General features: G+C 67.0%; 13 protein-coding genes. 3 read left to right on the top strand and 10 right to left on the bottom strand.

Annotated features, from left to right (window positions below):
* Positions 1–73: 73 nt before the first annotated feature.
* The 3 genes from VL15_RS34750 to VL15_RS34760 form a co-directional block, all read right to left on the bottom strand.
* A complete protein-coding gene (locus VL15_RS34750; protein ID WP_048251326.1) occupies positions 74–439 on the bottom strand; it encodes a type II toxin-antitoxin system VapC family toxin in 366 nt (121 codons plus the stop codon).
* On the bottom strand, positions 433–651 hold the full coding sequence (locus VL15_RS34755) for a ribbon-helix-helix protein, CopG family (RefSeq protein WP_048251327.1): 219 nt from the start codon (positions 649–651) through the stop codon (positions 433–435). The genes VL15_RS34750 and VL15_RS34755 overlap by 7 nt, the downstream gene beginning before the upstream one ends.
* Before the next feature lie 125 nt (positions 652–776).
* Positions 777–1,673 (bottom strand): LysR substrate-binding domain-containing protein, encoded by an 897-nt coding sequence (locus VL15_RS34760; RefSeq protein WP_021160899.1) that lies wholly within the window; start codon positions 1,671–1,673, stop codon positions 777–779.
* A 177-nt stretch (positions 1,674–1,850) separates the two neighbouring features.
* Here VL15_RS34760 and VL15_RS34765 point away from each other — a divergent pair, with 177 nt between their 5' ends.
* The 3 genes from VL15_RS34765 to VL15_RS34775 are packed head-to-tail and all read left to right on the top strand — an operon-like array spanning position 1,851 to position 4,804.
* On the top strand, positions 1,851–3,017 hold the full coding sequence (locus VL15_RS34765) for a branched-chain amino acid ABC transporter substrate-binding protein (protein ID WP_048251328.1): 1,167 nt from the start codon (positions 1,851–1,853) through the stop codon (positions 3,015–3,017).
* Between the two features lie 22 nt (positions 3,018–3,039).
* On the top strand, positions 3,040–3,561 hold the full coding sequence (locus tag VL15_RS34770) for an L-2-amino-thiazoline-4-carboxylic acid hydrolase (protein WP_048251329.1): 522 nt from the start codon (positions 3,040–3,042) through the stop codon (positions 3,559–3,561).
* Entirely contained in the window at positions 3,554–4,804 is a 1,251-nt protein-coding gene (locus tag VL15_RS34775; RefSeq protein WP_048251330.1) for a Zn-dependent hydrolase, read from the top strand. The genes VL15_RS34770 and VL15_RS34775 overlap by 8 nt, the downstream gene beginning before the upstream one ends.
* An 81-nt stretch (positions 4,805–4,885) precedes the next feature.
* Here the strand turns inward: VL15_RS34775 and VL15_RS34780 are convergent, their stop codons facing one another.
* The 7 genes from VL15_RS34780 to pgaB all read right to left on the bottom strand — a co-directional run bounded on the left by VL15_RS34780 (position 4,886) and on the right by pgaB (position 13,548).
* Entirely contained in the window at positions 4,886–5,368 is a 483-nt protein-coding gene (locus VL15_RS34780) for a GNAT family N-acetyltransferase (RefSeq protein WP_048251331.1), read from the bottom strand.
* Positions 5,369–5,397: 29 nt separating this feature from the next.
* Positions 5,398–6,234 carry a c-type cytochrome gene (locus VL15_RS34785; RefSeq protein ID WP_048251332.1) on the bottom strand — a complete coding sequence of 279 codons (837 nt, stop codon included), beginning with the start codon at positions 6,232–6,234 and terminating at the stop codon, positions 5,398–5,400.
* A 282-nt stretch (positions 6,235–6,516) separates the two neighbouring features.
* Positions 6,517–7,785, bottom strand: coding sequence for a hypothetical protein (locus tag VL15_RS34790; protein ID WP_048251333.1), 1,269 nt, complete (start codon positions 7,783–7,785; stop codon positions 6,517–6,519).
* On the bottom strand, positions 7,782–9,605 hold the full coding sequence (gene glmS / locus VL15_RS34795) for a glutamine--fructose-6-phosphate transaminase (isomerizing) (RefSeq protein ID WP_048251334.1): 1,824 nt from the start codon (positions 9,603–9,605) through the stop codon (positions 7,782–7,784). Before glmS ends, VL15_RS34790 begins: the two co-directional genes overlap by 4 nt.
* A gap of 118 nt (positions 9,606–9,723) precedes the next feature.
* Complete coding sequence (locus tag VL15_RS34800) at positions 9,724–10,212, bottom strand: hypothetical protein (protein WP_048251335.1); 489 nt, start codon at positions 10,210–10,212, stop codon at positions 9,724–9,726.
* Positions 10,190–11,461 carry a poly-beta-1,6-N-acetyl-D-glucosamine synthase gene (gene pgaC / locus VL15_RS34805; RefSeq protein WP_048251336.1) on the bottom strand — a complete coding sequence of 424 codons (1,272 nt, stop codon included), beginning with the start codon at positions 11,459–11,461 and terminating at the stop codon, positions 10,190–10,192. Before pgaC ends, VL15_RS34800 begins: the two co-directional genes overlap by 23 nt.
* Positions 11,458–13,548, bottom strand: a complete 2,091-nt coding sequence (pgaB, locus tag VL15_RS34810) for a poly-beta-1,6-N-acetyl-D-glucosamine N-deacetylase PgaB (RefSeq protein WP_048251337.1) — start codon at positions 13,546–13,548, stop codon at positions 11,458–11,460. Before pgaB ends, pgaC begins: the two co-directional genes overlap by 4 nt.
* Positions 13,549–13,560: the final 12 nt, after the last annotated feature.

Consider the following 13,560-nt stretch of genomic DNA (forward strand, 5'->3'; position numbering starts at 1 on the left):
TGGGCGGGGGGGCGGGCGGGAGCCCAATCGATGCAAGCCTGAGGGGAGAGGGTGCGTAGCCGCGTGGATCGGCTCAGATCTGATACGGCATTCGAACACCGGGTTCGGTGGCGGGGAAGTCCTTCGTGTTGCGCGACACGAGCAGCAGCCCGTTCACTTGCGCCGATGCCCAGACGATCGCGTCGGGCAGGCGGATGCGGCGTTCCTGGCGAATGGTCACGGCGCGATTCGCAATCGTGCTGTCGAGCGCGATGACATCGAATGACGAGAGCCATGCGCGAGTCGTGGCTTCGTTATGTGCGGACGTGCCGACCAGAACCTCCATCCACGAGATGATGCTGATCGCACGATAGTGGTAGCGGGCCAGTTCGACGCGGGCGGATTCCACGCCGCCCAGATAGTCGATCAGGATGTTGGTGTCGAACAGAGCTTTTACCATTCCGAGCGCATTTCCTCCTGATACGCGAGCCCGTCGACCGTGCGATCTTTCCAGAGACCGAATGCGTCGTCGGCGAGCGGACGTTTGTGCAGGGCAATGTAGGCATCAATCGCGTCGCGAATGATCGCGGCGCGGGGACGATGTTCAGTCTCGACGATAGCGGCCAACTCGTCGAGCTGGCCGTCCGACAGATCCACCAGAATCCGGCTCATGATAGCCTCCGATATATGATATACATATCATATATACTTGAGCTGACGCATGCAAGACTCGGGCGGGTGCGGTGGGTGCTGCGTTCGCGTAAACCGTCGTTCGGCAACACGAGAAGGCACGCCGCTCAAATCCCCGCCATCTTCCTCAACCACTCAGCCAACCGTCGTGCCCCGTCCGGCATGTCCGCGTCCTCGCGCGTGCACAGGTAGTAGTCGCGCCCGTCGTCCAATGCATGATCGAACAGCTTCACGAGCTCGCCGTTCGCCAGTTCGCGTTCGACCAGCGGCGCGCGCAGCAGCGCGGCGCCGAGATCCGCGCGCGCGGCGCTCAGCGTGAGCTGGCCGTCCTCGAACATCGGCCCCACCGCGTGCGACACGTGCCGCACGCCGGCGCCCTGCAGCCAGTTGACCCACGTGCTGCGATCCTCGTCGTGCACGAGCGGCGCGCGCGCGAGATCGGCCGGCGTGCGGAATGGCCCGTGGCGCTTCAGGAACGACGGGCTGCACATCGGCACCATCGCGCCCGGCAGCAGCCGCTCGCAGCGGTAGCCGGGCCAGTCGCCTGTGCCGAAGCGGATCGACAGGTCCGACGCATCGCTTCGGTAGTTGCGGTGATGCGCATACAGCACGGTCACGTCGACGTCCGTGTTGTCGGCCAGGAACGCGTGCAGCCGCGGAATGAACCAGCCGATGCCGAGCAGCGGAATCAGGCTGACCGTGATCTGCCGCAGCGACGAGCGGTCACGCACGAAGCGCGTCGCGCTGCGCAGCACCGAGAACGCGGCGCTGATCGAGCGGTAGTAGTCGCGCCCTTCGTCGGTGAGCGCGAGCAGCCGACCTTCACGAACCGTTAGCGGCGTCTGGATGAACGCTTCGAGCAGTTGCAGCTGATGGCTGACCGCCGACGGCGTGATGTCGAGTTCGCCCGCCGCCGCGGTGACCGACCCGAGACGCGCGAATGCTTCGAACGCACGCACCGCGCGCAGCGGCGGATCGTGCGGCAATTGTTCGATATTTTTCATGTGTCGAATTTTATCGAAAAGTCTGGATGAGAGACAATCTGAAAATATCTTGTGTTTACAGGTGCTTGGTTTAATGTGTCAGGATCGGCATAAGCATCCAACAATTGGGTATTTGGGGTTTGGGTGCTGAATATTTAATATTTTTCATGTTTTGATTCGAATCACCGATCCCCACACATGAAAATCGCTTTCCTACCCGTCAGCCTCGTTTTCTCGGCGACCGCCCTGGCCGCATCCGTTCCCGCGTTTGCACAGTCCGCGCCGCAGACGATCCTGATCGGTCTTGCCGCGCCGCTCACTGGCCCGTCCGCGCGTATCGGCAAGGACCTGCAGAACGGCGCGCAACTCGCGATCGACGACGCGAACGCGAAGCATCCGTCCATCGGCGGCAAGCCGGTCGTCTACAAGCTCGTCGCGGCCGACGACCAGTCCGATCCGCGCACGGCCGTCGCGGTCGCGCAGCAGCTCGTCGACCAGCACGTGATCGGCGTCGTCGGTCACTGGAACACGGGCTGCAGCGTGCCGGCGTCGCGCGTCTATCGCGATGCGGGCATCCCGCAGATCGCGCCGGCGTCCACCGGCCACCAATACACGCAGCAGGGTTATGCGACGGCCTTCCGCATCATGGGTCACGACGATGCGGGCGGCAACTTCACCGGCGCGTATGCGGTGAAGACGCTGAAGGCGAAGCGCATCGCGGTGATCGACGATCGCACGTCGTTCGGCGCGGGGTTGGCCGACCAGTTCGTCAAGGGCGTGCAGGCGAACGGCGGCGTGATCGTCGATCGGCAGTACGTGAACGACAAGACGACCGACTTCAGCGGCGTGCTGACCGCGATCAAGGGCAAGCGCGCGGATCTCGTGTTCTTCGGCGGCCTCGATGCGCAGGCCGCGCCGATCGCGCGCCGGATGCGCCAGCTCGGCGTGAACGCACCGCTGCTCGGTGCGGGCGGCTTCGTGAGCCAGACCTTCCTGTCGCTTGCGGGCAAGGACGGCGACGGCGTGACGGCGCTCGAACCGGGCCTGCCGCTCGGCCGCATGCCGGGCGGCAAGGCGTTCGACACGCAGTACCAGGCACGCTATCGTGCACCGATCGAACTGCATGCGCCGTTCGCGTACGACGCGGCCGCCACGCTGATCGCGGCCGCGCAGAAGGCCGGTACGACGCAGCCGGCGAAGCTCGTCGCGGCGGTCCGTGCGATCGACCGGCCCGGCGTGACGGGGCGGATCGCGTTCGACGGCGAAGGCAACCTGAAGGACCCGGCGTTCACGATCTATCAGGTGCGCGGCGGCAAGTGGACCGTCGTCGACGTGCTCGGCGGCTCGCGCACCGTGGCCAAATAAATCAACGACAAAGACGAACCCCATGACCGAACCGACCCAGACATCCGCCGCCGCCGAGGACACGCGCCTCGGGATCCTCGCGCGGCGCCGCATCGAAGCGGAAATCATCAAGCCGATCTACGAGATCATGAAGCGCGAGTTCGGCGCCGAGCGCGCGCAGGCCGTGATCGCGGAAGCCGTACGCGGCGCGGCCGTCGACGCGGGCCGCACGTTCGCCGCGCAGGAGCCGGACGGCACGAGCGTGAAGTCGTTCATCGCGCTGCAGGTGCTGTGGGAGAAGGACGATGCACTCGACGTCGAGGTGCGGCGCGTGGACGACGCGCACTACGACTACGACGTGCATCGCTGCAGCTACGCGGAGATGTATCACGCGATGGGGCTCGGCGAGATCGGCCACCTGCTGAGCTGCGCGCGCGACAGCCATTTCATCCAGGGTTATGCGCCGGACATCGCACTCACGCGCACGAGCACGATCATGCAGGGCGGCAAGCGCTGCGATTTCCGTTACGCACGGCAATCCGCGCCGGAGCAGGGCGATGCGTGACGGCAACGTGAGCGCGCCGCGCGTCGACGGCGACCGCCTGTGGGCATCGCTCGAGCGGATGGCGCAGATCGGCGCGACGCCGAAAGGCGGCGTCTGCCGTCTCGCGCTGACCGATCTCGATCGCGCGTCGCGCGACCTGTTCGTGCAGTGGGCGCAGGAGGCCGGCTGCACGGTGCGCGTGGACCGGATGGGCAACGTATTCGCGCGCCGCGCGGGCCGCAACCTCGACGCCGCGCCGGTGATGACGGGCTCGCACGCCGATTCGCAGCCGACGGGCGGTCGCTACGACGGCATCTACGGCGTGCTCGGCGGGCTCGAGGTCGTGCGCGCGCTGAACGACGCGGGCATCGAGACCGAGCGTCCGGTCGACGTCGTGATCTGGACCAACGAGGAAGGTTCGCGCTTTGCGCCGGCGATGATCTCGGCCGGTGTATTCGCGGGTGTCTATACGCTCGAATACGGGCTGTCGCGCACGGACACCGCGGGCAAGACGATCGGCGAGGAACTGGAACGGATCGGCTACGCGGGCGCCGAGCCCGTCGGCGGTTATCCGGTGCACGCGGCGTACGAGTTGCATATCGAACAGGGCGCGATTCTCGAACGGGCCGGCAAGACGATTGGCGTCGTGACGGCCGGGCAGGGGCAGCGCTGGTACGAGGTGACGCTCACCGGTGTCGATGCGCATGCGGGCACGACGCCGATGGAGTTTCGTCGCGATGCGCTGGTCGGCGCCGCGCGGATGATCTCGTTCGTCGAAGTGCTCGGCCGCCGTTACGCGCCGTATGCGCGCGCAACGGTCGGCATGATCGAAGCGCGGCCGAATTCGCGCAACACGGTGCCGGGCGGCTGCTTCTTCACGGTCGAATTCCGTCACCCCGACGATGCGGTGCTCGACGAACTGGATGTAGCGCTGCGGACGGAACTCGCCCGCGTGGCCGACGAAACCGGTCTCGGTGCGCAGATCGAGCAGATCTTCACGTATCCGCCGATACCGTTCGCGCCGCGCTGCATCGACACGGTGCGTGACGCGGCCGAGGCGCTCGGTCTGTCGCACATGGATATCGTGTCCGGCGCGGGCCATGACGCGTGTTATGTCGCGCGCGTCGCGCCGACCGGGATGATCTTCGTGCCGTGCGTCGACGGGCTGAGCCACAACGAGGCCGAAGCGATTACGCCCGAATGGGCGGCGGCGGGCGCGGATGTGCTGTTGCGTGCGGTGCTGCGGAGCGCGCAGGAAGCGTGAGCGTGATGAGGGCGGCCCGGCACAAGGTGGTACGCCGGGCCGCGCCGATTCTCTCCCGATGATGCCGACGCGCGGTCCGCGTCAGACAGGCGGCGCGTGCCGATCGATGTAGCGCCGCATCACATGGAACGCCGTATCGGTGCGCCCCGGCATCGTCACCGGCGCACCATCGGACACAAAGCCGAGCTTTTCATAGAACCGGTACGCCGATTCGCGTGCCGTGCACCACACGAGCGCGGCCCCGCGCTCTTCCGCGTGCCGCACGCACACCTGCACCAGCACGCGCCCGAAGCCCATGCCACGAACGGCCGGGTCGATCGCCATTCCGCGAAGCCGCCACGCCGGCCGCGCACGGTCGTCGTCGCGCAGCTCCTCGCAAAGCGACGCGACCGCCACGATGCCCGACCGATCGTCGCGCACGCCGACGTGCAGCGTCGTCGCGGCATGGTCGCCCGCCAGTTCGCACGCGTTCAGATCGCCGTTCAGCAGGATCGTGGCCCGGAGCGGGTGGGTCTGCACGGCTTCGATCGATGCGATGGTGAACAGCGTGTCGCCTGGCGTCATCAACGTTCCTTGTGTGATCCGGCCGCGCGTTACTGAGCGGCCTTTCGCCGCGCCATATAAGCGAGATACGCGACGATCCGGTCGAGTTCCCGGTCGCTCAACTGATCGGGCGGAAACGCCGGCATGCTCCGGCCCGGCCAGTCGCGCACCGACGCCGGGTTGCGGATATAGCGGCGCAGCGCGGCCGGCTGGAAGTAGTCGACCGGATTCATCGGCGTGTTCAGGTCGGGGCCGGCATGGCTGCTGCCCGCGCCGTCGAGGCGGTGGCACGCGAGGCATTGCGTGACGAACAGGTGCTGGCCCGCGCGGGCCGGATCGTTCTCGGGCAGCGCGGAATCGACGGCGAGCGACGGCCAGCGTGTGACCGGCGACGATTCGATCGTGATGCGCACGATCTGGTACGGCCACTGCTCGCCGCGCACCGACGACGCATCCGGTCCGAGCCAGACGAGATAGAACGGCCCGGCGCTGACCTGCTTGCCGGGCAGTTTCGGCCACGGATAGGCAGGATCCTCGATCGCGAGCCACGCAACGGCGCCGGCCGGCGCGCGGTGGCGCACGAGATCCATCGGCAACTGCGCGGCAAAGCCGTCGGCCGCGCGCGTTTCGAGCACGCCGTCGGCCGGCAGCGGCGTGTCGCCGAGCAGTGCGGCGAACGGCACGGCGCGGAACGTCATTGGGCGGCCGTAGGCGATGTCGCGCGGCACGTGGATGTCCGTCGCATCGGGGCGTGCGAGCAGCGTCTGGCGGGTGAGGGCGCGGGCCGTGCCGTCGGTTTCGAGTTCGAGCGCGGACTGGGCCGACGCGCGTTGTCCGATCAGGCAAACCGTCAGCAGCACAAGCAAAAACCACTGGCGCTTCAGCATTCGTTCTCCGGAAAAGGGCGTTCCGGCGGCGGCAGGAGGCGGAAGCCGCGGCCGACGGAAGGAATCGGGCGACAGTCTATCCGGTACGCGCGGCGCTGGCGACTACGGCGCGGAAAGGCGGGGAGGCGGCGACCGGACCGGCAAGCGGCAGTGTGCCCGACGAGCGGGCCGCTGAATTGGCGAGGCGTGTCGTAGCTCGGCTCCGATGGGAAGAGGACGAACGGCGGTGTGGCGAACCCGCGGACTGCCCGCGTTCACGACATTGCCGTTACTGGACCACCGTCAATGGCTCGAACACGGTGCTTCGCTCTTCGGCAACGGCGTATCCCGCTCCGGTTCGAAATCGGCTTCGCGCGTACCCGATGGCGTCAGCGACACGAAATGCATCGTCGCGCCGCGCGCCGGGAAACCGGCGATGCCCGTCGTGCCCCACGGAATCGGCGAACGCTGCACGCCGCTCACCGAGATGTCCGCCGGCGCAAGCGCCAGCGTCAGCAGCCGTCCGTCGCGGGTCGGCACATACGCATGCGTGCCGGAGACGCCGATGCCGGATTCGCGCACCGACGCCGGCAGGCAGCCGAGCGTTGCCGTGCGGTGCCCGTCAGGGTCGATCAGCATCGCGACGCCGCGATCGTCCGCCGCCGTCGTGACGACGATGAAGCGGTCGATCGCCGGCACGTAGGCCGATGCGTACACGTAGTACCGGATGGCCTCGTTCAATGGCCCCAGCATGTCCAGCTTCGCCGTGACCGGATCGAACAGCGCGTATTCGAGCGTCGCGTCCGTGCTGCCTTCGATGAATTTTTGCCAGACGAGCAGCGCGTTGCGCGGCGAGCCCGCGATCACTGGCCACCACTCGCGGCGGTGCGGCGCGACCGCGACGTGGTTCAGCACGCGCCCGGCCGCGTCGTAGGTTTTCAGGTAGACGCCGTTGCCGGTACCGAGGTTGTCGACGCCGCCGCCATCGACCCAGTCGGCGGAATAGAACACGACGAAGCGTTCGCCGACCGTGGCCACATGCCCCGAGTGGCCGCCCGACTCGACGTCGTTCGGGTAGGGCTTGACCGGCTTCAGGTCGCGCCGGTAGACGCCGTAGCGCTGGCTGACTTCCTGCGGCGCGTTCCAGCCGTCCTCGAACGTGACGAAGATGTCGCCGCGCGCGTTCTGCGCGATCGACACGGGCTCCTGCGCCTCGGGGCGACTGATGAACGTATGGACGTGCAGCAGGTGCGGCTTGCCGGGCAGCCATTCGCCAACGTACACGTCATGCGGCCAGTTGCCGTTGCGCATCGCGCCGCGCGGCACGATGCCCGAGCTGCTGAAGAACACCCAGCGGTTGCCGTTGCCTGCGTCGGCCACGCCGATGCCGTGCATGAAACGGCGCGGGTCGCCGGTCTCCTGCGATGGCGGTGAGCTCTGCACGGTGACCGTATGCACGGCCGGCGCGCCGGCGAAGGCCGGCGGCGCTGCCGCGACGAGACAGCACGCGCTGCACAGCGCAGCCGCGACGCGCCGCGCGACCGCCTGCGCCGGGCGCGTGCGCCGCGTCATTCGACCGTCACCGATTTCGCGAGGTTGCGCGGCTTGTCGACGTCGGCGCCGCGCGCGCAGCCGACGTGATATGCGAGCAGCTGCAGCGGAATCACGTTGACGATCGGCGACAGCAGGTCGCCCGATTCGCGCACGCGGATCAGGTGCGTGTCGCGGTCGGCGTCGATTTCGAGCTGATTGCCGGCCAGCACGTAGAGCCGCCCGCCGCGCGCACGCACCTCGGCCATGTTGGACTTCAGCTTCTGGAACAGGCGGTCGTCCGGCGCGATCGTGACGACCGGCATCGCGCTCGTGACGAGCGCGAGCGGGCCATGCTTCAGCTCGCCGGCCGCATAACCTTCCGCGTGGATGTACGACACCTCCTTGAGCTTCAGCGCGCCTTCCATCGCGATCGGGAAATGGATGCCGCGCCCGAGGAACAGCGCGTTCTCGGTGCGCGCGAACTGCGCGGCCCAGCCCATGATCTGCGTTTCCAGCGCGAGCGCGTGGCTGATGCGACCGGACAGCGCGCGCAACTGCTTCAGGTGCATCGCGACCTGCGCCGTGTCGAGCCGGCCGCGCAACTGCGCGAGCGTCAGCGTCAGCACGAACAGCGCGACGAGCTGCGTCGTGAACGCCTTGGTCGACGCGACGCCGAGCTCGGTGCCGGCCCGCGTGAGGAACCGGAGCGGCGCGTTGCGCGCGATCGTGCTGGTCGCGACGTTGCAGATCGCCATCGACAGTTCCTGGCCCATCTCCCTCGCGCGCTCGATCGCGCCGATCGTGTCGGCCGTTTCGCCCGACTGCGAGATGCCGACCACGAGCGTGCGCGGATCGGCCACGGTATCGCGGTAGCGGAATTCACTGGCGACCTCGACCTGCGCCGGCACGCCCGCGATGCTCTCGAGCCAGTACTTCGCGGTCAGGCCCGCGTAGTAGCTGGTGCCGCAGCCGAGCAGCAGCACGCTCCGCACTCGCGACAGCAGCGCGCGCGTGCTGTCGGTCGCATCGAACAGTGCCGGCGAGATCGTGTCGATGCCGTCGAGCGTGCTGTCGATCGCCTTCGGCTGCTCGAAGATCTCCTTCTGCATGAAGTGCTGGTAAGGGCCGAGCGCAACGTCGCCGTCGCGCGCCTTCACCTGGCACAACGGGCGCTGTGCTTCCTGCCCGCCCGCGTCGACCACGGCGATGCGTTCCGGCGTGATCAGCGCGACGTCGCCGTCTTCCAGGTAGATGAAACGGTCGGTCAGGTCGCCGAGCGCCGCGCAGTCCGACGCCAGGTAATTCTGTTCGGCGCCGATGCCGATCACGAGCGGCGACCCGGCGCGCGCGGCGACGAGGCGCTGCGGCTCGCGCGCGCTCAGCACCGCGATCGCGTACGCGCCGTGCAGCCGCTTGACGGCGTGCACGACCGCGTCGAACAGGTCGTCGCGATAGACGCTGTGGATCAGATGCGCGATCACCTCGGTGTCGGTTTCGCCGCGAAACGCGTAGCCGCGCTGCCGCAGCTCGGTGCGCAGCGCGTCGTGGTTCTCGATGATCCCGTTATGCACGACCGCGATCGTGTCGCCCGACATGATCGGATGCGCGTTCATCTCCGACGGCGCGCCGTGCGTCGCCCAGCGCGTATGCGCGATGCAGGTCTGCGCTTCGAGGCCGAGCGTCATCACGCGATCCTGCAGGTCCGTCACGCGCCGCAGCGTGCGTTCGCTGCGCAGGCGGCCGGCGTCCTGCACGGCGATGCCGCATGAATCGTAGCCGCGATACTCGAGCCGGCTCAGCGCATTGACCAGTTGCGGCACCTGATTGTTCAGGCCGCTTGCTCCGACGATTCCGCACATGATTCACCTCGTCCACAAGAAGTTGCCGGCCTGCCGGCGATGCACGGCAGCGCGGCGTCAGGAGCGGCGCCGCGCCGCACGGATGCGGCCTCGTGCGCGGCAGCGCGTCTCCGCCGATCTACTCGCGGGGCGGAGGCCCAGCGTGGGCTACCCATTCGATGCCGGAGATCGAGCCGTTCGCGTCGTGCGACGCGACCAGAATGCGCGTCGTGCGCGGTAAGCCGCGCCGGCGGACGCCGGTCAATGCGGTCGCGGGCACCGAGCGTATCTTCGCGCTGGCCGAGCGCCGCACCATCTTCGATACGCGCAGCCGGTAAGCGAGCGGATGCACGACGCGCCCCGCGATCAGCCACGTGACGATCGTGCCGCCGATGATCGCGATACACGTCGCGTAGAACACCATCTGCTCGATCGGCATCTCCGCCTGGTTGAACGGCAGCAGGTAGCGGTACGTGTAGATGCAGATCGATGCCCACACGGCGCCCACCAGCGCGGGCCGCACGAGGCGGAACCAGACGACGAGCCCGAGCCCGACGATGCGACCGCGCTCGGCGATCATTTCGCGCGGCGCGCGCAGGGAAAGGTCAATAATCGGCGCGTTCTTCATGTTGAATGCCTCGGTCGGGGCTGACCCATACGGCCCGCTTGCCGCGGCCCCGCAGCACGACGGCGGGCAGGGCGACGACGGTGGTGATCATGCTGATCAGCCAGAAGGCGACGGGGTACCAGACGGTGTCCAGGAAATACATCAGGAGTTTTTCGTCGTAGCGGCGATCGATCATGCTGCCGACGATCAGTTGCAGGATGCAGGTTGCGACCAGCAGCATCCCGTGCCAGTGCGGCACGACCGATACGTGCCAGTTCAGCGGCAGCGGATGGACGACGTCGACGAGCGCGAGCAGCAGGATGAACGACATCGAATAGGCCCATGCGATGCCGATCAGGTATTCGATGAACAGCGGCCACATCATCATCTGCGTCGGCCGCGCGAGCGTGCCCGCATACTTCATCAGTACCTGGATGCCGCCTTTCGCCCAGCGCAGCCGCTGCCGGTAGAGCCCCTTGAGCGTCTCGGGCATCAGGATCCAGCTCAGCGCATGCGGCTCGTACACGACGCGCCAGTCGCGGCACTGCAGCTTCCAGCTGATGTCGATGTCCTCGGTCAGCATGTCCGAGCTCCAGTAGCCGACGTCGGCGAGCGCGGTCTTGCGGAACATCGTGACGACGCCCGACACCGTGAAGATGCGGCCGTACACCTGTTGCGTGCGCTTGATCAGCCCGACGATCGACGAGAATTCGCCGACCTGCATGCGGCCGAGCAGCGACGTGCGCGTGCGGATGCGCGGGTTGCCGGTCACGGCGCCGACACCGGGGTCGGTCAGGAAGTGTTCGAGCATCCAGCCGATCGCGTCGTGCGCGAGCAGCGAATCGCCGTCGATGCACAGCAGGTATTCCGCGTTCGACACGGCCGCCGCGGTCGTGAGCCCGACCGCCTTGCCTTCGTTGTGCGCGTGATGGATCACGAGTAGCCGCGGGATTTCGACGGCCAGTTCGTTGAGGATGTCGCCGGTGCGATCCTTGCTGCCGTCGTTGACCGCGATGATGTCGTAGTTCGGATACTGCATCCCGTTCAGGTGGCCGATCACGCTGCGCGCGTTCGCGGCTTCGTTGAAGCAGGGCACGACGATCGAGATCTTCGGGATGCCGCTCGACGCGATCGTCCGCGTCGACAGCACGCGGCCCTCCTCGAGCAGGAAGTAGTGCACGACGCCGCCGATCATCCACAGATACGACATGAAGAACGGGTAGTAGAAGACGAAATCCTGCAGGCGCTGGATGATGCCGTGGGTCGTCATGGCGTTTTCGTCCCCTGAGGATGCTGCGACTGCATCAGCGCGTTGATCGACGTCGGATCGAGGCGCGACTTCAGCGACATCACGTCGCGCATCGTGTCGAGATCCGGCTGGTTGTTCAGGAAGTTGTCCGGGTAGTAGCCGAAGTTCACCGCGCCCTTGCTGCGCAGCCGCCGCATCTGCGCGAGCAGCGCGCTGCCCCCAATCTCCTTGCGCGCATGCCAGTCGTACGACTGCAGTTCGAACACGGTGCGCGCGAAGCCGCGCTGTTTCGCGCGGACCGCGTCGACGAGCTGGTCCATCCAGCGCACGGGGTCCTGCGCCTGTTCCATGTACGGCATCGCCATCAGCGCGACGAAGTCGTAGGTGGCGAGGAAATCGTCGTAGTTCTGCGCGTACCACGCTTCGGATTCCGGCTTCAGCACCGGCAGCGCGAAGATGTTGCGCGCGGTCAGCACGTCGCCCGCGTTCTGGTTCGCGAGCACGATCTGTTCGAGCTGGCGTGTCAGGTCGATCAGGTAGCGCGTCTTCTGCCGCGTCCAGCGGCTCATCAGGTCGGGCGTCGCACGGATTTTGCCGATGTCGGCCGGCAGCCCCCATTGCGCGTACATGCTCAACGCGTGCCGGCCCGCATCCTCGTAATCGTCGAGCACGGCGTCGTCGCTGAACAGGATGCCGCTGAACGACGCGTACTTGCCGAGGTCCTCGTAGATCTGCTCGATGAACAGCCGCGCTTCGGGATCGAACGGGCTCAGGCGGTACATTCGCGAGCCGTTTTCGCGCGCGGGCGCGCCGCCGTACGCGCTGACGGCTTCGAGGCCGCGATGCTTGTCGGTCGGCGGACGGAACGCCAGCACCGGCATCCACGCATACACCTGCACGTTCGAGCGCGTGTTGAGCTGCCATGCGGCGCGCGAGAACAGGTCGGCGCGCATCGGCAGGTGCCGGTTCGGGAAGTACAGCGATTCCGCGACGCCTGTGCCCTTCGGATCCGCAAACGCCTGCAGGTACACCGATTTCGGCTGCATCCGGTAGATGCGCTCGACGAGCTTGCCGAGATTGGTTTCCTGCCGCGCCGGATCGGGATCGTAGACCTGGTCGAGATCGACCTGCACGACGCGCTCGGGCACGTCGACGTCGCCGCGGTTGGTCGCCGGCTCGCGCATCGACCGCTCGAACCCGCCGATGTCGACGTCGTACATCATCAGGATCCGCCTCAGCCGGTCGAGCGGCACGTCCGGCGTATTCGGGCCGGCGTCGAGACTGAACTGGATATCCATGCCGAGCGACGTCGAGATCTTGCGCACCGGCTGGTTTTCCGCGCCGTATGGCCAGACCATCGAGCGTGCGACGATGCCGGTGCGGTCGCGAATCTGCCGCACGCATGTCTGCAGGTCGTCATGCACGCGGGCTTCGAACTCCGCATCGGTTTCATAGCGCTTCTCGTTGTCGAAGTACAGGTGCGACGTGGTGGCTGGCAACTCGTTGCCCTGCGGATTCGCAACCGCGCCGTGATGGAGGTTGTGCGTGTGGCACGCAAGCTCGACGAGATTCGACTGGCCGACCTTCTGCACCTCGTCCCACGACATGAAGTAGTCGCGCGGCATCTCGATCCTGTCGCTGATCTTGATCGGCGCATCCGGCGGCGCGTCGATCCACGCGGTGACGATGCCCATCACGGCCGGATACTTGAAGCGCTCGAGGAGCGGCAGGACTTTCGTGTAGTGGCTGCGGTAGCCGTCGTCGAACGTGATCAGCACCGCGCGGGGCGGCAGCGGCTTGCCGCCGTGCCGCGATGCCTCGATCTGCTTGACCGTGACCGTGTGGTAGTTGTTGGTCTGCAACCACGAGAAGATGGCCGTCAGCGTGCCGGTGTCGACCGCATACGGATCGACCATCGTCGACGTGGAGAAGGTCGACAGCAGGTTGTCGCGCACGTCGTGCATGCAGATCACGCGGAACGTCTTGCCGTCGACCGGATCGGACGGCGGCAGCAGGTCGATCATCCGCGCGTTCGCCACGCCCGGAAACAACGAGCAGGCCGTAAACGCGCCGAGGCATCCGCACATGAAGGTCCGTCTGGATTGCATTGTCCGATCTCC

Origin of the sequence: Burkholderia cepacia (assembly GCF_001039005.1) — a bacterium.
Taxonomy (GTDB): Bacteria; Pseudomonadota; Gammaproteobacteria; order Burkholderiales; family Burkholderiaceae; genus Burkholderia; species Burkholderia theae.